We start from the raw sequence: 20,934 nt of genomic DNA on the forward strand, positions 1-20,934 counted from the left end.
GACGTACGCGGACGTCTTTGGACGGATGACGGCTACCGGCAGAATCCCCTGGCCTTGACGGTGAAGTCGGCGATCGAGAGGGTGGCGTCGGCCTGCCCCCGCGCTTCGTACCGCTCGGTCAGGACCCGTCCCGGAGGGATCTCCTTCTTGGCGTCCATGGTGAAGGCGGGGCCGGGATAGACCAGGTAGTTCTCCTGGGCGTGAACGTCCCCGGCGTATGCCATCACGCTGTACGTCTGACCGTTCGTGAGCCGCAGGCCGCCCCGCGTGACCGACCATCCGGGTGCGGTCTCCTCCAGGTCGACGAACGCGATCCCGCCGGTCAGGGAGGTGTTCTTCAGCTCGGCCACTTTGCTGTCCCCGTCGTCCCCCCGCCGGTACACGACGACGCTGTCCGGCGCCGCACGCGCGCACCAGGAGATCACCGCGGCGAGGTGGCCCGCTTCGTCGACCGTCAGTCCCACCAGCCCTCCGGCCTCGGGGCTGGTGGGGACGCAGGCGATCGTCGTCATGCCGACGGCCAGCGACGCGGTGACGGCCTTCAGCGCCGGCCCGAGCCGCCCTCTCCCGCCGGCGGTCGATGAGATCATCACCGGCGAAGCGTACGCTGAGCCGTCGGCCATGCCTACCAGGTGACGGTGGCGGTGGCGGGAGTGGAGCGGCCGTACTCGGCGCCGACCGCCTCGACCTCGATCGTCGTCGCAGGCTCGGCGCCCGCCCGGTCGAGGGCCGGCACGTAGTACGCGTCGTTCGGCGTCGCGCCCAGGTAGGTGCGCGAGCCGTCCGGGTCACGCCGGTAGACGTCGTAGTGGTGGGGCCGCCCGGCGCCGGTCCAGGACAGGCGGAGGGCCTTGCGGGTGGGGGAGACGTCGGTGACGCCGAGCACGGTCAGCCGGGACGGCGCGGCCGGCACGTCGATCGCGCCGTCGTACACGGCGAGCTGCCCGACCCGGATGTCGTAGGCGTCGTCGGAGCCGGTGGCGCGCAGGGCGAGCTGGGCGATGGTCCGGCCCGCGTGCGCGGACAGGTCGAGGGTCCTGCGCTCCCAGCCGGTCCCGCCGGTCGCGCCGAGGTCGAAGGTCGTGAACGTGGTCGGCGAGTCGGTGAAGGCGACCGCCGCCTTCAGGTGGGTGGCCCCGGCCCGGGGCGTCTTCAGCACGACCGACAGTTTGGTGCCGGCGGCCACGGGGAGCCGGGTCTGGTAGAGCCGCACGGTGTTGGCGGCGTCGAGGCGTCCGGTGAGGCGCAGCGAGGAGCCGCCCTCGTAGGCGTCGCCGTAGTCGATGGACGGGGTGAGCCTGCTGCCCGTGGACTCCACGATCCACCGGTAGGTGGGCGGGACGTCCTGCACGGACAGGTTGTTCCAGCCGCCGTCGCGCACGCGCGTGCCGCCGACGTTGTAGAAGTCGCCGTGCCCGGTGTTGAAGCCGGTCACGAACGGCTTGGCGGTGACGGGGCTGGACTCGGCGATGTAGTGGGCCAGGCCCTTCCACGGGGAGGAGGCCGAGGTGTCCGACGGGTCGGCGTTGGCGCCCACCCAGAACCGGGAGTCGCGGGCCCGGAAGTCGGCCGGCCCGCTCGCCGACTTCCACGTCCACTCCGGACGGTAGATGCCCAGCGAGGTGACGTGCGGCCGGCCGGAGGGGAACACCGCCTCCCACGGGACGGCCGTGTCGTAGCCGTTCGCCTCGGTGTCGATGCCCGCGAACAGGTCGTGCTCGTCGCGGCCGAGCGACCTGGCCCGGTCGCGGGAGGCGCGCTGGCGGGCGGCGGTCCAGCCGAAGTCGAGGAACATCGAGTCCGCCACCCGGTCCGGGTCGGCGAGGAACGCGTCGTTGGCCTGGGTGAGGCCGTCCTGCCAGGAGATCGCGCCGTCCTCGGTCATGGCGTCGTACCACATGAACTCGACCGGGCCCTTGCCGCGCGCGTATGTGATCAGCGAGCGTAGCTCGGTGGCGAGGGCCGCGTCGCCGCCGGCCGTCTCCTGGTTGACGAACCAGCCGTCGAAGCCGTAGTGGCGGGCGACCTCGACGAGCTTGTCGGCCACCGGGTACGCCGAGCCGGACTTCTTGACGAAGTCGCGCACCCACTCGATCCGGCCGCCGTAGGCGGTGGGCGGGAAGAAGACGGTGCCGTACACCTTGACGCCGTTGCGGTGGGCGGCGTCGATCACCGTCGGGTTGGGGGCCAGGATGAGGCCCTCGCCGGCCGAGCCGCCCCAGAAGACCAGCGTGTCGACGTACTGCCAGTACGTGAACGCGTAGTAGTCGGCGGTGGGCGAGCCCTGCGAGGGGTTGCCGGAGGTGGGGGCGAAGGAGACCAGGGAGGCGACGCGGCCCTCCCCGGCCCGGGCGTTCACGTTCGCCTTCAGCCGGGGCGAGGAGACGCGGGGGCGCAGCGGCACGCGCGAGCGGTTGAAGCGGGCGTCGGGGTCGGTGGCCGGGTCCCAGCCGAGGATCGTGTCGGGGTACCAGTACGACGCGTACGGCTGGCCGCCGGCCGCCTCGCTCCGCGAACGAGCCGAGGCGGCGTGACCGCCGGCCGCGACGAGGGCCGTGGCGGTGAGCACCGCGCACAGCCGGGGTAACAGGCGCATCTGTTCTCCTCCTGTCGTTGCCGGGTCATGCAGAGGTCAGGACGGCCTCGATCCCGCGGGCGGCCAGGTGGGCGGTGTCGTCCGCGCGGCCCTTCGTGACGATGGCCAGCGGGCCGGCCTGGCGCAGCCTGACCCACTCGGTGTGGAAGGCGCTGCCCGGCGCGACCTCGGCCCGGCGCTCCGGCTCCGCCCTGAGGTCCACGTCGCACAGCAGCGCGGGCCGGCCGGCCGCCGGGACGCGCCGCTCGTGGTGCTCCCGGATCACGGAGGCCAGCTCCAGGGCCGCGGGCTTGGCCCGGTGGTCGACGGTGAACAGGCCGAGGTCGTACTCGCGCTCGGGGAAGTCGGTCAGGGCGCGGTCCACGTCGTGCGAGCACCACCAGGTGACGCCCCACAGGGCCGGGTTGGCGGTGACCGCGTCGAGCGTGGCGCGCACGAACCGCGCCGCGTCGGCCTCCGGGACGTCCGGGCGGGGCGCGCCGACCTCCTGCAGCCAGACCGGGCGGGCCGGGTCCGGCGAGGTGGCCGCGGCCAGCTCGACGAGGTAGTCGGCGTGCGTGACGGTGGCCGGGCCGAGCGGGCCGTCGAGGGCGGAGACGCCGTTGAACACCCACGAGTGCACCGTGGTCAGGTCGCCCAGGTCCACGTTGTCGGCGGGGTGGAACGGGTGGCCGGGGTCGTACCAGGTGGCGTCGTACAGGGAGTGCAGGCACAGCAGGTCCGGGGCGGCGGCGCGCACCACGTCGATCAGCTCGGCGGCCCAGCGGGCGGACGCCTCGGGCGTCGTCGGGTTGGCCGGGTAGAGGTTGTTCACCTCGTTGCCGAGGGTCACGGCGAAGACGTTGGGGCGCCCGGCGACCGCGCGGGCGACGGCGTCCGCGTACGCGGCGATGCCCTCGCGGACCTCGGGATCGGTGAAGACGCTGCGCCGGTGCCAGGTGAGCACCCAGGACGGCAGGAAGTCGAAGCTGGACAGGTGCCCCTGGAGCAGGTCCACGGCCACGGACAGGCCGGACTCGGCGGCGATGTCGATCACCTGGAGCAGGTCGTCGACGCCCCGCCGCCTGATCAGGGCGCGGTTGGGCTGGATCCACGGCCAGATCGGGAAGACCCGGACGTGGTCCAGCCCGAGTCCGGCGAGGTCGTCGAAGTCGCGGCGGACCGAGTCGGGGGAGAGGTCGAGCCAGCCGTGGAACCAACCGGCCGAGGGCACGTAGTTGGCGCCGAAACGGATGGGGTGGGACAGGGGCACGCGTCCTCCGGGAGATGAGTCGAACTCCCGCGAACCCTAAACCGGTTTAGTCCGCTTGCCAAGCCCCGGGCGGCGCCGTGCTCTCCCGGACGACCAGCCGCGGCGTGGCCGTCTTCACGTCCCGCCGGCGCCCCGGCTCCTCGATCACCGCCAGCATGACCTCGGCCAGCCGGCGGCCGTAGGCGAAGGTGTCGCGCGAGAGCGCGGTGATGGCGGGGTGGGCGATCCGGGTCAGCACCGAGTCGTCGAAGGCCACGATGGACAGCTCGTCCGGCACCCGCACCCCCATCTCGCCCGCGACGCCCAGCCCGGCCAGGGCCATCACGTCGCTGTCGTAGACGATCGCGGTGGGCCGCCGGGCGCGCGACAGCAGCGCCCGGGTCGCGGCGGCGCCCTCGGCGTCGCTGAAGTCGGTGGTCAGCGACACCGTCTCGGCCAGGCCGAGCCGGCGGCTGGAGTCGCGCAGCGCCCGCATGCGGCGCTGGGTGTGGCGGAACTCGGGCAGGCCGGCGACGTGGGCCAGGCGCCGGTGGCCGAGCGCCGCGAGGTAGTCGGCGACCGACAGCATGGCCTCCCGGTCGTCGGCCCACACGCTGGACAGCGAGCCGTGCCTGCCGGGGCCGCCCAGCACCACGGTCGGCACGCCGAGCTCCTCCAGCACCTCGATGCGCGGGTCGCGGACCTTGAGGTCCACGACGATGAAGCCGTCGACGCGGTGCGCGGACGCCCAGTCGCGGTAGACCTCCGTCTCCGCCTCGACGTCCTCGACGATCATGAGGTGCATCGCGACCGCCTGCCGCGACAGCCCTGCCTGCAGCCCCGACAGGAGCTGGGCGAAGAACGGCTCCACGCCGAGCGTGCTGGCGGGCCTGGCGATCACCAGCCCGACCGCCTCCGCCCTGGCCCCGCCGAGGGCCCGCGCGGCGCTGTGCGGGCGCCAGTTCATCTCCTTGGCGACCTGCAGGATGCGGGCCCGCGTCGCCTCGGCCACGCCGGGACGCCCGTTGAGCGCGAACGAGACCGCGCCCTTGGAGACGCCGACCCGCTCGGCGATGTCGGCGATCGTCGGTCGAGCCACCAGCGACTCCTTCACAAGTCGATGTCACCTATTGACAGCAGAGTCTAGCCAGTGAATAGTCCGGCAACTATAGCGGTTTAGCGCCTTCTCCGAGGAGAGCTTCATGCGTAGGTACTGGTCAGGTCTGGGTCTGGCCGCCGTGCTGGCGGCCGCCGGCTGCGGGCTGGGTGACACGGGGCAGCCGGCCGCGGCGCCTGGCGCGACGGCGACGGGCGAGGTGAAGGGCAAGGTCAGCCTGCAGACGTGGGCACTGAAGCCGAAGTTCACCGACTACATGCAGAAGGTCATCGACTCCTTCGAGAAGAAGTACCCCGGCGTCGAGGTCGAGTGGCTGGACCAGCCCGGGGACGGCTACTCCGACAAGGTGCTCAGCCAGGCCGCCGGCAACTCCCTGCCCGACGTGACCAACCTGCCGCCCGAGTACGCCCTGCCCCTCGTCAAGCAGGGCCTGCTGCTCGACGTCGCCCAGGCCGACCCCGCGGTCAAGGACGAGTACGTCCCCGGCGGCCTGTCGGCCTACACCTACCCCGGCGTCCAGGGCGTCTACGGCTACCCGTGGTACCTCAACACCGACGTCAACTACTGGAACTCCGAGCTGATGGCCGAGAACGGCCTCGACGCCAAGAAGCCGCCGGCGAGCTTCGACGAGCTGGTCGCCCAGGCCCGCACGCTCAAGGACAAGTCCGGCGGCAAGGTCTACCTGATGAGCCGCAAGCCCGAGCTGGGCGACTTCGTGCAGGCGGGGGTGAAGCTGGTGTCCGACGACGGCAAGCACTTCACCTTCAACACCCCCGAGGCCGCCGCGCTGCTCGACAAGTACCGTGACGCGTTCAAGCAGGGCCTGCTGCCGCGCGACGTGCTCACCGACACCTACGCCGGCAACGCCAAGCTCTTCAACGAGGGCACCGTGGCGTGGACGACCGGCGGCGGCAACTACATCACCAGCCTGGCCGTGGACAACCCGTCGCTGGCGCCCAAGGTGGTGCCGTCGCCGGCCTTCGGCACCCCGCCGCTGTACGTCCAGGGCCTGTCGGTGTCGGCGAAGTCGAAGAACGCGCCCGCGGCCCTCGCCCTGGCCCGCTGGGTGACCAGCGCGGAGAACCAGGCGGCCTTCGCCCACCTGGTGGCCATCTTCCCCAGCACCAAGGCGTCGGCGAACGACCCGTTCTTCAGCAAGAGCGACGGCACCAACGCCGGCGACGCCAAGGTGATGGCCTTCGCCTCGCTCGCCAAGGCGAAGATGCTGGAGCCGGTCGTGCTCACCGAGGCGATGAAGAAGATCGTCAAGCAGCAGTTCGCGCTCGCGATCAGCGGTGAGGTCTCCTCGAAGGAGGCGCTGGACACGGCCGTGGCCAAGTGCGACGAGCTGCTGCAGGGCTGATGACCCACCGCCGCTGGTTCACGCCCTGGCTGCTGGTGGCGCCGGCGGTCGGGTGGCTGCTGGTGTTCAACCTCTGGCCGTCGCTCAACACGGTGGTGCTGGCCTTCACCAACGCCAAGCCGCTGGGCGGCGGCCACTTCACCGGCCTGGCCAACTTCGCCCGGGCGCTGGACGACTCCCAGCTCACCGACGCGCTGGTCAACAGCGTCGTCTACATGCTGGTCTGCCTGCCGCTGCTGACCATGCTGCCGCTGCTCCTCGCGATCCTGGTGGAGAAGCGGCTGCCCGGCATCACGTTCTTCCGCACCGCCTTCTACACGCCGGTGGTCGCCTCGGCCGTGGTGGTCGCGCTGATCTGGGGCTGGGTGCTGGACGACCGGGGCCTGGTCAACGGCTTCGCCCAGTGGCTGGGCGTCGTGGCCGAGCCGGTGCCGTTCCTCACCGACCGCTGGCTGCTGCTGTTCAGCGCGATCAGCCTGACGGTCTGGAAGGGGCTCGGCTACTACATGATCATCTACCTGTCGGCGCTCGGCAACGTGCGCCGCGAGCTGCACGAGGCCGCCGCGGTGGACGGCGCCGGCGCGGTGCGCAGGTTCTGGAGCGTCACCGTGCCCGGCGTGCGCAACACGATGCTGCTGGTCTCGGTGCTGGTGTCGGTCTCGGCGCTGCGCGTCTTCTCCGAGCTGTACGTGCTGTCCAACGGCACCGGCGGGCCCGGCGGGCGCGACATGTCGGTCGTGATGCTGATCCAGCTCTACACCCGCGGCTTCTCCGGCCACCTCGGCTACGCCTCCGCGCTCAGCATCGTGCTGTTCGTCATCACGGTCGGCCCCATGCTCCTGCTGCTGCGGCTCGACAGGAAGGCGGCCTGACATGGCGGCACACGCCAAGCGCGTCCGTCCCGGCGGCCTCACCTCCGCGGGCCCCGCCGAGAAGGCGCTGCGGTACGCGCTGCTCCTGCTGGTGCTGGCGCTGACCGTGTCGCCGTTCCTGTGGCAGCTGTCCACGTCGCTGAAGAGCCTGGACGAGGACGTCTACTCCCGGACGCCGAGCTTCCTTCCCGAGCACCCCACGCTGGACAACTACGCCCAGGTGGCCGACGCGATCCCCGTCTGGTCCTATGCCGCCAACTCGCTCGTGGTGGCCGCGATCGTCATCACCGGCAACGTCATCGGCGCCACCATGGCCGGGTACGCGCTCGCCCGGCTGCGCTTCCGCGGCGCGAAGCTGCTGCTCGGCCTCTTCCTGGCCACGCTCGTGCTGCCGGGCGAGGTGACGATCGTGTCGCAGTACGTCACCGTCCGCAGCCTCGGCCTGGCCGACACGCTGCTCGGCGTGGCGCTGCCCGGGGCGATCGCCATGCTCAACGTCCTGCTCATGCGCACCGCGTTCGCGGCCATCCCGCAGGAGATGGACGAGGCCGCCCTCATCGACGGGGCGACCGCGTGGCAGCGGCTGCGCCACATCGGCCTGCCCAACGTCCGCGGCATGCTGAGCGTGATCACGATCTTCGCGTTCATCGGCGCGTGGGACGACTTCCTGTGGCCGCTCATCGTGCTGACCGACCCCGACCACTACACGCTGACGGTCGGGCTGCAGTACCTGAACGGCACGTTCACCTCCAACCCGCGGCTGATCGCGGCGGGCACGATGATCTCCTTCGTGCCTATCGTGGTCGTGTTCGCGGCGCTCCAGCGGTACTTCTTCCGAGGCGTCGAGGAAGGCGCGATCAAAGGTTAGCCATCCAGGCAATCAGGAGTTCAGATGCATGACGACCGCAAGCTTGTCGAAGGCCGGTTGAAGCGGGTCCTCGACGAGCGCATCCGGCCGGCCGTCCACCCGGAGTCCGTGCCCCTCGACGTGGCCGTCTGGCACGCCCCCGGCGAGCCGGTGCCCGTCGCGGAGGGCCTGTCGGCCACGCCCGAGCCGATCGCGGTCGGCGACCGCTGGGGCGCGCCGTGGGGGACGAGCTGGTTCACCGTCACGGGCACGGTGCCGCCGGAGTGGGCGGGCCGTACCGTGGAGGCGATCCTCGACCTCGGCTTCGACCGGAACATGCCCGGCTTCCAGTGCGAGGGCCTGGTCTACCGCCCCGACGGCACGCCGGTGAAGGGCCTGCACCCGCTCAACGACTGGGTCCGGATCGGCGCGCCCGTCGAGGGCGGCGAGGAGGTGCGGCTGCACATCGAGGCCGCCTCCAACCCGGTCATCCTCGACTACCACCCGTTCCTGCCGACGCCGCTCGGCGACAAGGAGACCGCCGGCACCGACCCGCAGTACACGCTGGCCCGGATGGACCTGGCCGTCTTCGACGAGACCGTGTGGCAGCTCGTCATGGACCTGGAGGTGCTGGGCGAGCTGATGGTGGAGCTGCCCGTCGAGGGGGCCCGCCGCTGGGAGATCATGCGGGCGATCGAGCGCGCGCTCGACGCGGTGGACCTGCAGGACGTCAACGGCACCGCGGCCGCCGCCCGGGAGTGCCTGGCCGGGGTGCTGGCCACGCCCGCCGCGCCGTCGGCGCACCGCGTCAGCGCCGTCGGCCACGCGCACATCGACTCGGCCTGGCTGTGGCCGCTGCGCGAGACGGTGCGCAAGGTGGCCCGCACGACCTCCAACATGACAGCGCTGCTGGAGAGCGAGCCGTCGTTCGTCTTCGCGATGTCGCAGGCCCAGCAGTGGGCCTGGGTGAAGGAGCACCGGCCCGAGGTGTGGGCCAAGGTCGTCAAGGCGGTGGCGTCCGGACGGTTCGTCCCGGCGGGCGGCATGTGGGTGGAGTCCGACACCAACATGCCCGGCTCGGAGGCGATGGCCCGGCAGTTCGTCCACGGCAAGAGGTTCTTCCTCGACGAGTTCGGCATCGAGAACGACGAGGTGTGGCTGCCCGACACGTTCGGCTTCGCCGCCGGCCTGCCGCAGATCATCAAGGCGGCGGGCTCCCGCTGGCTGCTCACCCAGAAGATCTCGTGGAGCCAGACCAACACGTTCCCGCACCACACGTTCCTGTGGGAGGGCATCGACGGCACCCGGATCTTCACCCACTTCCCGCCGGTCGACACCTACAACTGCTCCATGAAGGGCAGCGAGATCGCCCACGCGGCGCGCAACTTCAAGGACAAGGACCTCGCGCGGCACTCGCTCGCCCCAACCGGCTGGGGCGACGGCGGTGGCGGCGCCACCCGCGAGATGGTCGCCAAGGCGGCCAGGATGCGCGACCTGGAAGGCTCGGCCGTCGTCACCTGGGAGACGCCCGCCGAGTTCTTCGCCAAGGCCGAGGCCGAGCACCCGCGCCCGGCCGTCTGGGTGGGCGAGCTGTACCTGGAGCTGCACCGGGCCACGCTCACCAGCCAGGCCAGGACCAAGCAGGGCAACCGGCGCAGCGAGCACCTGCTGCGCGAGGCGGAGCTGTGGTCGGCGACCGCCGCCGTGCGGGCCGGTCACCCCTACCCGTACGAGCGGCTCGACCGGCTGTGGAAGACCGTGCTGCTGCACCAGTTCCACGACATCCTGCCGGGCTCGTCCATCGCCTGGGTCCACCGGGAGGCCGAGCGGACGTACGCGGCCGTCGCCGAGGAGCTGAACGCGATCATCGACGCCGCCCAGCGGGCTCTGGCCGGCGACGCGGGCGGCGGAACACTGGTGTTCAACTCGGCGCCGCACACCCGGGACGGCGTCCCCGCGGGCGGCGCGCAGGCCCCCGCCACGGCCGGCGGCACGACCGTGGGCCCGCGCGAGGGCGGCGGCCACGTCCTGGACAACGGCCTGCTGCGGGTCGAGGTGGACGGCCGCGGCCTGGTGGTGTCCGTCCGCGACCTCGCGGCCGGACGCGAGGCCGTCGCCCCCGGCCAGGCCGCCAACCTGCTCCAGCTCCACCCCGACTTCCCCAACATGTGGGACGCCTGGGACGTGGACGCGTTCTACCGCAACACCGGCACCGACCTGGTGGCGGCCGACGAGGTGGCGCCGGGGGAGGAGCCCGGCACGGTCAGGGTGACCCGCTCCTTCGGCCGCTCGAAGGTGACCCAGGTGCTCGGGCTGCGGCCGGGCGCCAAGCGGCTCGACATCGACACCGAGGTCGACTGGCACGAGACGGAGAAGTTCCTGAAGCTGGCCTTCCCGCTGGACGTCCGCGCCGAGCGGTACGCCTCCGAGACCCAGTACGGCCACACCTACCGCGCCACGCACACCAACACGAGCTGGGAGGCCGCCAAGTTCGAGGCGTGCAACCACCGCTTCGTGCACCTGGAGGAGCCGGGCTGGGGCATCGCCCTGGTCAACGACTCCACCTACGGCCACGACGTGACGCGGACGGTCCGCGACCTCGACGGGGGCACCACCACCACGGTCCGCGCCTCGCTGCTGCGTGCGCCGCGCTTCCCCGACCCGGAGACCGACCAGGGGCTGCACCGGTTCCGGCACGCGCTCGTGCCGGGGGCGACGATCGGCGACGCCGTCCGCGAGGGGTACGTCGTCAACCTGCCCGCGCGCCACCTGCCCGGCGACGCGGAGGTCGCCCCGCTGGTCACGCTGGACAACGACGCCGTCGTCGTGACGGCCGTCAAGCTGGCCGACGACGAGAGCGGCGACGTGGTCGTCCGCTTCCACGAGGCGCACGGCGGCCGGGCCGCGGCCACCCTGACCGCCGGCTTCCCGGTCAGCGGCGTCACGGCGACCGACCTGCTCGAACGGCCTCTGGCCGAGGCGCCTGTCAGGTGGCGCGAGGACGGCACGGTCGCGCTGAGCCTGCGGCCGTTCGAGCTGGTGACGCTGCGGCTGCGCCGCTGACCGGCTGACCCGCTGACCCGGCTGACCGGCTCAACGGCTGACCGGCTGCGCTACTTGGCCAGGGTCTTGGCCGCCTTCTTCAGGGAGGCGGCCTTGGCCTTGGCGCTCAACCGCACCTTCTCCGCGCTCGCCAGCCTGGCCGTGCCGTTCGTCCCGTGGGCCCAGGTCAGCCAGCCGGCCAGCAGCGCGGCGTCCAGCCGCTGCCGCGCCGTCTTCGACGCCTTCAGCACCCGGTACGCGGTGCCGAGCGACGACGCCTTGGTGATCTCGGGGAACACCTTGCTGCCCTTCTGCACCAGCTTCAGGTAGCAGGTGAGCGTCGCGTCGGGGATCGTGCCGCTGGAACGGTGGATCTCCACGGCCCACTGCTTGGCCGTCAGCCGCTTGGCCGCCTTGCCGCGCGTGCAGACCGGGGCCGGGGTGGAGGTGGCGGTCGGGGTGGGGGTGATCGTCACCGTGACCGTGACCGTGGGCAGGGGGACCGGGGTGGACGACGGCGTCGGCGTGGGAACGGGGGTGTCGTCGTCCGTCGGGTCGGGCTCGGGCGCCGGGCCGCTGCCGTCCGTGGGGTCCGGCTCGGGGCCGGGGTCCGGCGCGGGGTCGTCGCCCGTCGGGGCGGGGGCCGGGGTCTGGCTGACCGTGGGCTGCGGGCTCGCGCCGCCCAGCGCCGCCAGCACGTCGAGGCGCGGCGTGACCACGTCCTTGTCGTTCGCGCGATACGCGTACGGCCTGCCGGTCGAGGTGAGCTTGGCGATCAGCTCGGTCATCGGGGTGTCCGGCGACCTGGCCTTGAGCAGCGCCAGCGCGCCCGTCACGTGCGGCGTGGCCATGGACGTGCCGCTGTGCACGGCCTTCTGGTCGTCCGGCACCGACGACTCGATGTCCACCCCCGGCGCGAACAGGTCGACCAGCTCGCCCCGGTTGGAGAAGTCGGCGATGGCGTCGGCCCCGTCGTTGGCGCCGACGGCCACGGCCGAGGAGACGCACGCCGGGAAGGAGACGCCGTCGTAGTACTCGTTGCCGGCCGCCACCACGGTCGCGATGTTCTTGGCCAGCAGCGCGTCCACCAGCGGCTTGAAGACCTGGCCCTCCTCGCTGGTGTCGCAGGAGGTGTCGAAGAGCCTGCCGCCGAGGCTCAGGTTGACCGCGGCGACGGGCGTGGACAGCTCGGCCACGTGCTCCATGGCCAGCCCCAGCGACGACTCGTAGGCCAGCAGGCAGGACGGCTCGCCGCACACGCTCTCGTCGTCCACCCGGCTGAACACCTGGATGGCCACGATCTTCGCCTCGGGCGCCACCCCTTCGGCGCCCGCGGCGATGCCGGCCACGTGGGTGCCGTGCTCGCACAGGTTCACGCCGCCGGCCAGGCACCTGTCGGTGACGGCGTTCGCCGCGCCGGGCCCGACCATGCTGGTCTCGCCGTTCGGGCAGAGCGACGTGACGCCGTCCTCCACGGCGGAGAAGCACGCCTCCTCCACGACCCGGCCGCCGAACGACGGATGGTCCAGGTCGATGCCGGTGTCCAGGACGGCCACCGCCTGCCCGCCGCCCTTGAAGCCCTGCGCGTGCGCCTGGTCGGCGCCGATGAGCTGGAGGTTGGACACCTCGGCCGGGGGATAGGCGCGATCGCGGTGGACCGAGCTCACGCGCGGGTCCGCCGCCAGCGCGGCCAGCTCCTCGGCCGTGCCCTCCACGACCATGAAGGGCTGCGTCCGCGAGCGCAGGACCACGTCCACGCTCTCCTCGGCCGCCTTGGCGGCGATCGGCTCGCGCTGGGACGCGTCGGTCAGCTCGACGATCGCCCGCACCGGACCCCGGTCGAGCGCGAGGCCGTCCTCCAGCTTCTCCTCGGGCAGCTTCTCCTCGGGAGGAGTGGGCCGCGCGGACGTCTCGGCGGAGGGGGCGGGGTCGTCGGCGTGGGCCGGGATGACGGGGGCCGCTGTGAGCAGGGCGAACGTGGTCACCCAGGTGACCAGGGGGCGAAGTCGCACGCGTCCTCCGAGAGGGGGATGATCTCGGAGTTTAAGGTCATTTATCCGGCAAGCCCAGAGACGCGCGGGGTTTCTCAGCGAACTCTGGGCGACCTCTCAGCGACGTCCGGCCCCCTGTCGACGCCTCAGGACGCGGGCGGCTCCTCGGCGAGCAGCGGCTCCGCCTCCCCGGCCACCGCCGGGGCCGCGGTGCTCTCTCCGGCCACCGCCGGGGCCGCGGTGCTCTCCCCGGCCACCGACGGGACCGCGCCCTCCCCGGCGGTCGTGGCCGTCTCACCGGTCAGTGACGGCTCCTCGGCCTCCGGCGCCTCCCTGCGCAGCCACAACGCGCCGAGCGGCGGCACCCGCAGCCGGGCGGAGTACGGCAGCCCGTGCCACGACTCCTCGGTCGCCTCCACCGTGCCCAGGTTGCCGACCCCGCTGCCCCAGTAGTCGTAGGCGTCCGTGTTGAGCACCTCGGTCCACTGCCCGCCGTACGGCAGGCCGAGCCGGTAGTCCTCGTGCGGCGAGCCGCTGAAGTTGGCCACGCACGCCACCGCGGACCCGTCCTCCGCGAAGCGGACGAACGAGAACGTGTTGCCCGGGGCGTCGTCGGCGTCGATCCACCGGAACCCCGCCGGGTCCGTGTCGAGCTCCCACAGCGCGGGCGTGTCACGGTAGAGCGCGTTCAGGTCGCGGACCAGCCGCTGCACGCCCTTGTGCCCGTCGAACTCCAGCACCCACCAGTCGAGCCCGCGCTCCTCCGACCACTCCGAGCCCTGGCCGAACTCGCCGCCCATGAACAGCAGCTGCTTGCCCGGATGCGCCCACATGTACGCCAGCAGGGCCCTGAGCTGGGCGAAGCGCTGCCACTCGTCGCCCGGCATCTTGCCCAGGAGCGAGCCCTTGCCGTGGACGACCTCGTCGTGCGACAGCGGCAGCACGTAGTTCTCGGAGTAGGCGTAGATCAGCGAGAACGTCATCTGGTGGTGGTGGTACTGCCGGAAGATCGGCTCGTGCCGGAGGTAGGCCAGCGTGTCGTGCATCCAGCCCATGTTCCACTTGAAGCCGAACCCCAGGCCGCCCAGGTGCACCGGCCGCGAGACGCCCGGCCAGGCCGTCGACTCCTCGGCCACGGTGGAGATGCCCGGCTCGTCCCGGTAGGCGACGGCGTTCATCTCCTTGAGGAACTCGACGGCGTCGAGGTTCTCGCGCCCGCCGTAGATGTTCGGCGTCCACTCGCCCTCGCGGCGCGAGTAGTCGAGGTACAGCATCGAGGCCACGGCGTCCACCCGCAGCCCGTCGATGTGGAACTCCTTCAGCCAGTACAGGGCGTTGGCCACCAGGAAGTTGCGCACCTCCCTGCGGCCGAAGTCGAAGACGTACGTGCCCCAGTCGGGATGCTGGCCGCGCCGGGGGTCGGCGTGCTCGTACAGCGGGGTGCCGTCGAAGCGGGCCAGGGCCCAGTCGTCCATCGGGAAGTGCGCGGGCACCCAGTCGAGCAGCACGCCGATGCCGGCCTGGTGCAGGCGGTCCACCAGGTGGCGGAACTCGTCGGGCTTGCCGAACCGCGCCGTCGGCGCGTAGTAGGAGGTCACCTGGTAGCCCCACGACCCGCCGAACGGGTGCTCGGCCACCGGCATCATCTCCACGTGCGTGAAGCCCATCTCCCGCACGTACGCGACGAGCTGGTCGGCCAGCTCCACGTACGACAGGCCGGGCCGCCACGAGCCGAGGTGCACCTCGTAGACGCTCATCGGGCCGCGCTGCGGCTGGTGCTCACGCCGCCGCGCCATCCACTCGGCGTCGCCCCAGGAGTAGGAGGAGTGGTCGACCACCGAGGCGGTCTGCGGCGGCACCTCGGTGCGGCGGGCCATCGGGTCGGCCTTGTCGCGCCACACGCCGTCGGCGCCGAGGATCTGGTACTTGTACCGCTCGCCCGCCCCCAGGCCGGGCACGAACAGCTCCCACACCCCGGAGCGGCCCAGGGAGCGCATCGGGTAGGCGGTGCCGTCCCAGTGGTTGAAGTCGCCGACGACCCGGATGCCGCGCGCGTTCGGCGCCCAGACGGCGAACGCGGTGCCGTCCACGTCCTGGTGCCGCATGACGCGCGCCCCGAGGGCCTCCCACAGCCGCTCGTGCCGTCCCTCGCCGATCAGGTGCAGGTCGATCTCGCCGAGCGTGGGCCAGTGCCGGTACGGGTCGCGCACCTCCTGCGGCTCCCCGCCGGAGTACTGGACGCTCAGCGTGTACGCGGGCACCTTGTCCAGGCCCGGCACCGTCACCTCGAACACCCCGTGCGCCTGATGTCTCAGCTCGTGAGCCGTCCCGTCCTCCAGCACCACCCGCACCCGCTCGGCCAGCGGGCGCAGGGTACGGAACGTCACACCGCCCTCGGCGGGGTGCGCCCCCAGGATCGAATGGGGATCGTGGTGCGCACCGCCCGCGAGGCGGTCGAGCTCTGTCCTCATCGGCATGCTCCCAACCCTGCCCTACGACGACCGTCCAACCCAGCCACTGCCCGCTTTCACGGAGACAATCACCGAAAGTTGGGAATACCTGGTGTATGTCAGGGCACGGTGGGGGCCTCAGGGGCTGGGGTTCTTCGCCGTGACGTCGCGCGGCAGGACACGGAAGCCCTGCCAGTGCACCGGCATCGGGTCGGCGTCCTCGTCGCGGGCCACGTGGTGGAAGTCCACGTTGACCCAGACCACCGGGTCGGTCAGCCGCTCGCCGCTCACGTAGCGGTCGACCGAGTTACGACAGTGCGGCAGCGGGTTCTGCGTGGCCAGCCGCTCGCACGCGTGGTACTGCGTGACGTACAGGTCGGCCCGGGTGAACGCCTCGTCGGCCGGGCCGCGGTACTCGGCGCTGTCGGAGTTGTCGATCTCCCAGGAGACCGGGTGCCGGTCGGCGTTGAGCGCCCTGGGGTCGAGCACCCGCCACCAGCGCATGCGCCGGTTGACCGCCTTGGTCTCGGTGGCGAAGCGGGTGCGGACCATGGAGCGGCGCTTCGTGCCGGTGCCCGCGAAGTCGTACTGCTCCACGGCGTCGCGGGTGGCGGCGTCGACGTCGAAGTCGAGCCGCCAGAAGACGTTGTGACTGTGCGACTCCTCGAAGTGCCGCCGCCCGACGCCGATCGGCCAGCCGTGGCCCGGCGTGGTCACCGTGCCGGCCAGCGAGCCCGTGGCGCCGAGGCGCGGCGTGATGGAGCCGTCGTCGCCGAACACCCACTCCGCGACGTAGGCGTACCAGCCGACCTGGTAGCCCGACAGCACGACCAGCTCCTCGCCCTGCCGCGACTTGCGGGCCTGCTCGTCGCCGAAGCCGTCCTTGAGGTGGGCGTGGCCGCGCGCCCTGGTGGTGACGCACACGTACGTGCCGCGCCGCTCGCCGCCGGGGCAGTCGGCCGCGGTCAGCGCGATGGCCGACTCGCCGAGCGAGCCGAGGTCGTGGTAGCGCGGCTCGCCGCTGTCGTACGGCACGTGGATCTGCGCGAGCGCCGCGCTGCGCAGCACGTTCTGCGGGGCGCCACCCCTGGGGGTGTAGACGACGTGGCTCAGCGTCAGGCCCTCGATGGTGCGCATCTCCCAGCACATCCGCCAGCGCGCGCCGTTCGGCAGCGCCTGGTCCACGAGGTACGGCGAGCCGCACGCGGCCCCGGACGGCGCGGCGAGCACGCTCCGGGCCGGTGCGGCGGCGACGGCCTTCCCGGCCGGTGCGGCGGGGCGGGCGCCGGACGCCGCGGCGAGCGCGGCGCGGGGGGCCGGGGTGGCGTGGGCGGCGGCGATGACGAAGGCCGCGAGGGCGATACGGAGGAACACCTCACCACTCCAGGATGTGAACCTTCTTGGCGGACAGGTCGGCGACGACACGGCTCGTGTCCAGGAACGTGCCGTCGGGCAGCCGGACGAACAGCCTGACGCACCGGTGCTCGGCGCAGTCCCCGCGCCGGGCCGTGTAGATCAGCCCCCGCAGCCACAGGTCGGCCGTGGAGCGCAGCGGCTTGCCGGCGGCGCGCCGGTAGGCGGCCCGCATGCCCTCGCCGAGCCGCGGGTGCGCGAGGATCAGCTCGGCCGCGCGGGTCTCCTCGCGCTTGGACGGAGGGGGCTGGGTGCCCGTGCCGGAGACCTCGCGCACCACCTTGCCCTGGGCGAGGTCCACGGTGCGGACGGTCAGCGTGTCGCTGCCGTAGTCGTAGACGTACGCGTCGGCCCGCCGCTCGCCCTCGCCGCCCTTGCCGTCGTCGCGCTCGACGTACAGCAGCTCGGCCCGGCCGGCGGCGAAGTGCGCCCGCGGGCCCGCGGAGGTGGCGATGTCGCTCGCCCGCCGGATCTCCTCCGGGGTGAGCGGGTCGCCGGGCGCCGGGGAGGCCGCGGCGGGCAGCTCGGCCCGCGCGGAGGGCGGCGCGCCGTCGTCGGGCAGCAGCAGGACGGCGGCGGTGATCGTCGCGACCACCCCCGCCGAGACCGCGAGCATCATCACGCCCCGCATGCCGGGCTCCTTTACTCTTCGTTTACGAGCACCTGCGAAGAGTAGTCGCCCCGGACATGCCGCGCGGGGGAACGACGATATTCGTCTCTCCGATCGGACCGGCGGGTGCCGGAGGGCGGAGGACGTCGGGCGGTGCGGCTCACCCGTGTTCGGGGACGAGGCCGCCGAGAGGGGAGGCGGCGCCCAGCGCGAGAGCGGCGGTGAAGGCGGTGTCGCCGAGGGCGGCGCGGGCCGAGGCCGTGACGCGGTCCACGTCCCCGCGCTCGGCGGGCGGCAGCGGCGCCCCCGCCGACTCGCGCAGCGCGGCGGCCTTGCCGAGCAGCCGGGCCGCCTGCGCATGCTCCCCGGCGAGCGCGCGGGCGCCCGCCAGTCCCTCCAGGGCGAGCGCGACGGCGCGCGGGTCGCCGACGTGGCGCGCCATCGCGAGCGCCCCGAGATGGAGCTCCCGGGCGGCGGCCGCGTCTCCGCGCAGCTCCGCGACGAAGCCCAGCTCGGCCAGGATCAGCGCCTCCCCGGGCGCCCCGGACACCTCGCGCACCCAGCCGATCCACTTGCGCAGCAGCCGGTCCGCCTCGTCCAGCCGGCCCTGCCTGCGGGCCCCGAGCGCCAGGCCCATCTCGGCGAACTGCTCCGCGGGCCGGTTGGACTGCGACACGGCCAGCGCCCTGGCCCGCTCGTGGTAGTCCTCCGCCCGCGCGTGGTCGCCGGTCAGCATGGCGATCCGGCCCAGCCGCGACAGCGCGTCGCAGGCGGCGCCCCACAAACCCAGCTCCTCGGCCATCCGCAGCCCGTCGCGCCGCAGCGCCGCGGCCCGCCCGTAGTCGCCGGTGATCTCGGCGAGGGTGCCGAGGCTCTCGTCGGCCCGCATCTCGCCCCACCTGTCGCCGCACTCCTGGAAGAGCGCCAGCGCCCGCTCGCCGTCGCGCCGCAGCGCCGCGAGGTCGCCGCGCATGCCCGCCCCTCTGGCGCGTACGCTCAGGGCGGCGGCCGTGCCCCACCGGTCGTCCAGGGCCTCGAAGGCGGCCAGCGCCGACTCGACCAGCTCCATGCCAGGCTCCAGGTCGTCGTAGCCGAACAGCGCGAGACCGGCGAACCAGCGCGCCCGGGCCCGCTCCGCCGGGTCCTCGACCGCCTCGAACAGGGCGGTGTCCAGCGGGACGGGCCGCCCGGCCAGCCCCTCCAGCCCGTGCAGCCACAGCCGCGCCCGGGCGGCCCCGGGGGTCAGCGGCGTCGCGACCGACAGCGCGGCCTCCAGCGCGCGGCGGCCCTCGCCCAGCCTTCCGCGCAGCACCCAGTACCAGGCGAGCGCGTTCACCAGCCGCACCGCCTCGCCGGCCGCGCCGAGCCGTACGGCGTGGTCGATGGCCGCGCGCACGTTGGCGCTCTCGGCGTCGAGCAGCGTGAGGACGCGGCGCTGGTCGTGCCCGTACAGGGACGGCTCGGCGCGCTCGGCGAGGCCGGCGTGGTGGCGCACGTGCCGCAGCCGGACGGCGTCCAGCTCGCCCGCCTCGGCCAGCCGTTCCAGGCAGTACGCCGCCACCGACTCCAGCAGCCGGTACCGGCCGTCCGCCGACCGCACCACGAGCGACCGGTCCACCAGCCGGGACAGCGGGCCGAGCACGTCCAGGCCCGGCTCCCCGCAGACCGCCTCGGCCGCCTCCAGCGTGCAGCCGCCGGCGTGGACCGCGAGCCGCCGCAGCACCAGCCGCTCCTCCTCGCCGAGCAGCTCCCAGCTCCAGTCGATCACGGCGCGGAGGGTCCGCTGGCGGGCCGGGGCGCCGCGCAGCCCGGGGGCCAGCACGCGGAACCGGTCGTCGAGGCGGTCGGCCAGGCCCCGGGACGTGAGGGCGCGCAGCCGGGTGGCGGCCAGCTCCAGGGCCAGCGGGATGCCGTCGAGCCGCACGCAGATCTCCACGAGCGCGCTCCGCTCGCCGTCCGCGCTCGCGGCGGACAGGCCCGCCCGGGACGTCAGCAGTTCGACCGCCGCGTCCACGCTCAGGGGAGGGACGCTCCACAGGGCCTCGCCCGGCACGCGCAGGGACTCCCGGCTGGTGGCGAGGATCCGCAGTCCGGGGGCGGCCCGCAACAGCAGGCCGGCGAGCGCGGCGACCTCGTCCACCACGTGCTCGCAGTTGTCCAGCACGAGCAGCCGCTCACCGGCCCCGGCCCCGGCCCCGGCCCCGGAGCGCAGGGCCGCGGCCAGCCGATCCGTCAGCGACCCCGGGACGTCGTCCCGCAGCCCCAGCGCGCCCGCCACGGACTCGGCCACCTCGGCGGGTGCGGACGCGGCCAGCTCGACCATCCACACGCCGCCCGGGAACGGCTGCCCCGGCTCGGCCGCCACCTCCAGCGCCAGCCGCGTCTTGCCGACGCCGCCCGGCCCGGTGAGCGTGACCAGCCGGTTCGCGCGCAGCAGGGCGCGCACCTCGTCCACCGCCTCGGCCCTGCCCACCAGCGAGGACAGCGGCGCGGGCAGCCCCGGCGCGGGGGAGAGCGGCGAAGCCGCCGCGGAGGTCCCGTCGGGGGTGCCGCCGGAGAGCGGAGATCCAGGGCGGGAGGTGGCGCTGCGGGAGGCCGAGGCCTCCAAACCGGGGGACGAGCGGGTCCGCGGGGCGGGCGCGATGCCCAGGGACGGGTCGTGGCGCAGGATCGCCTGGTGCAGGGCCACCACTTCGGGCCCCGGGTCGACGCCCAGCTCGTCCGCCAGCCGCGTGCGCAGGTCGGTGTAGCTCGCCAGCGCCTCGCCCTGCCGTCCCGCCCCGTACAGGGCGCGCAGGTGGAGGGCCCGCAGCCGCTCGCGCAGCGGGTGCTCGGCGACGACGCCCGCGAGGTCGGCCGCCACGGGACCGTGCTCGCCCAGCGCGAGCCGCGCCGCCGCCAGCTCCTCCAGGGCCACCAGCCGCAGCTCGTCCAGCCGGACGGTCTCGGCCCGGGTGAACGGCTCGTCGCGGTACCCGGCGTAGGCGAGGCCCCGCCACAGGCTCAGCGCCTCCTCCAGCAGCGTCCGCCGGCCCCGCGGTTCGCCGTCCCGGCGGGCGCGGCCCAGCAGCTCCTCGAACCGGTCGGCGTCCACCTCGCGCGCCGCGCCGGTCCGCAGCGCGTACCCGCCCGCCTGGTGGACGATCACCTCGCGGTCGCCGAGGACGCGGCGCAGCTGCGACACCTTGACCCGCAGCGCCGCGGGCGCCCCGGCGGGCGGCCGCTCGCCCCACAGGTCGAGGATCAGCCGGTCGGCGGAGACGGACGTGCCGCGGTGGGCCAGCAGGTCGGCGAGGAGCCCCCGGACCTTCGCCTCCGGCACCTGGACGGGCTCGCCGCCGGGCGTCCACACCGCCAGGGGCCCCAGCACCCCGAACCGCATCAGCCCCCCATAACGCTTGC

13 protein-coding genes are annotated in these 20,934 nt (G+C 73.4%); 4 read left to right on the forward strand and 9 right to left on the reverse strand.

The features are described from left to right. Positions 1–32: 32 nt before the first annotated feature. From HT134_RS34580 to HT134_RS34595, 4 genes are read right to left on the reverse strand one after another with little or no spacing between them, the layout of a single operon-like run. Complete coding sequence (locus HT134_RS34580) at positions 33–593, reverse strand: hypothetical protein (protein ID WP_175604686.1); 561 nt, start codon at positions 591–593, stop codon at positions 33–35. Between the two features lie 32 nt (positions 594–625). Next, entirely contained in the window at positions 626–2,596 is a 1,971-nt protein-coding gene (locus tag HT134_RS34585) for an endo-beta-N-acetylglucosaminidase (RefSeq protein ID WP_175604687.1), read from the reverse strand. A 25-nt stretch (positions 2,597–2,621) separates the two neighbouring features. Next, a complete protein-coding gene (locus HT134_RS34590; RefSeq protein WP_175604688.1) occupies positions 2,622–3,848 on the reverse strand; it encodes a glycoside hydrolase 5 family protein in 1,227 nt (408 codons plus the stop codon). A 46-nt stretch (positions 3,849–3,894) separates the two neighbouring features. Further along, positions 3,895–4,926: a LacI family DNA-binding transcriptional regulator gene (locus HT134_RS34595; RefSeq protein WP_175604689.1), complete on the reverse strand. Its 1,032-nt coding sequence runs from the start codon at positions 4,924–4,926 to the stop codon at positions 3,895–3,897. 103 nt (positions 4,927–5,029) lie between these two features. Here HT134_RS34595 and HT134_RS34600 point away from each other — a divergent pair, with 103 nt between their 5' ends. From HT134_RS34600 to HT134_RS34615, 4 genes are read left to right on the forward strand one after another with little or no spacing between them, the layout of a single operon-like run. Further along, positions 5,030–6,307 (forward strand): ABC transporter substrate-binding protein, encoded by a 1,278-nt coding sequence (locus tag HT134_RS34600; protein WP_175604690.1) that lies wholly within the window; start codon positions 5,030–5,032, stop codon positions 6,305–6,307. Beyond that, positions 6,307–7,179 carry a carbohydrate ABC transporter permease gene (locus tag HT134_RS34605; RefSeq protein WP_175604691.1) on the forward strand — a complete coding sequence of 291 codons (873 nt, stop codon included), beginning with the start codon at positions 6,307–6,309 and terminating at the stop codon, positions 7,177–7,179. The genes HT134_RS34600 and HT134_RS34605 overlap by 1 nt, the downstream gene beginning before the upstream one ends. Position 7,180: 1 nt before the next feature. Further along, on the forward strand, positions 7,181–8,047 hold the full coding sequence (locus tag HT134_RS34610; RefSeq protein ID WP_175604692.1) for a carbohydrate ABC transporter permease: 867 nt from the start codon (positions 7,181–7,183) through the stop codon (positions 8,045–8,047). 24 nt (positions 8,048–8,071) lie between these two features. After that, a complete protein-coding gene (locus HT134_RS34615; protein ID WP_175604693.1) occupies positions 8,072–11,089 on the forward strand; it encodes an alpha-mannosidase in 3,018 nt (1,005 codons plus the stop codon). Positions 11,090–11,139: 50 nt separating this feature from the next. On the opposite strand, the gene HT134_RS47285 is transcribed toward HT134_RS34615, so the two are convergent. The 5 genes from HT134_RS47285 to HT134_RS34640 form a co-directional block, all read right to left on the reverse strand. Next, positions 11,140–13,080 carry a S8 family peptidase gene (locus HT134_RS47285; protein ID WP_175604694.1) on the reverse strand — a complete coding sequence of 647 codons (1,941 nt, stop codon included), beginning with the start codon at positions 13,078–13,080 and terminating at the stop codon, positions 11,140–11,142. A gap of 125 nt (positions 13,081–13,205) precedes the next feature. Beyond that, positions 13,206–15,530 (reverse strand): 1,4-alpha-glucan branching protein GlgB, encoded by a 2,325-nt coding sequence (gene glgB / locus HT134_RS34625; RefSeq protein ID WP_175604842.1) that lies wholly within the window; start codon positions 15,528–15,530, stop codon positions 13,206–13,208. 117 nt (positions 15,531–15,647) lie between these two features. After that, entirely contained in the window at positions 15,648–16,883 is a 1,236-nt protein-coding gene (locus HT134_RS34630; protein ID WP_312888666.1) for a copper amine oxidase, read from the reverse strand. A gap of 1 nt (position 16,884) precedes the next feature. After that, entirely contained in the window at positions 16,885–17,553 is a 669-nt protein-coding gene (locus tag HT134_RS34635; protein ID WP_175604695.1) for a hypothetical protein, read from the reverse strand. Positions 17,554–17,692: 139 nt separating this feature from the next. Next, positions 17,693–20,914, reverse strand: a complete 3,222-nt coding sequence (locus HT134_RS34640; RefSeq protein WP_175604696.1) for an AfsR/SARP family transcriptional regulator — start codon at positions 20,912–20,914, stop codon at positions 17,693–17,695. Between the last annotated feature and the right edge of the window lie 20 nt (positions 20,915–20,934).

The organism is Nonomuraea rhodomycinica (genome assembly GCF_013363995.1).
Classification (GTDB): domain Bacteria; phylum Actinomycetota; class Actinomycetes; order Streptosporangiales; family Streptosporangiaceae; genus Nonomuraea; species Nonomuraea rhodomycinica.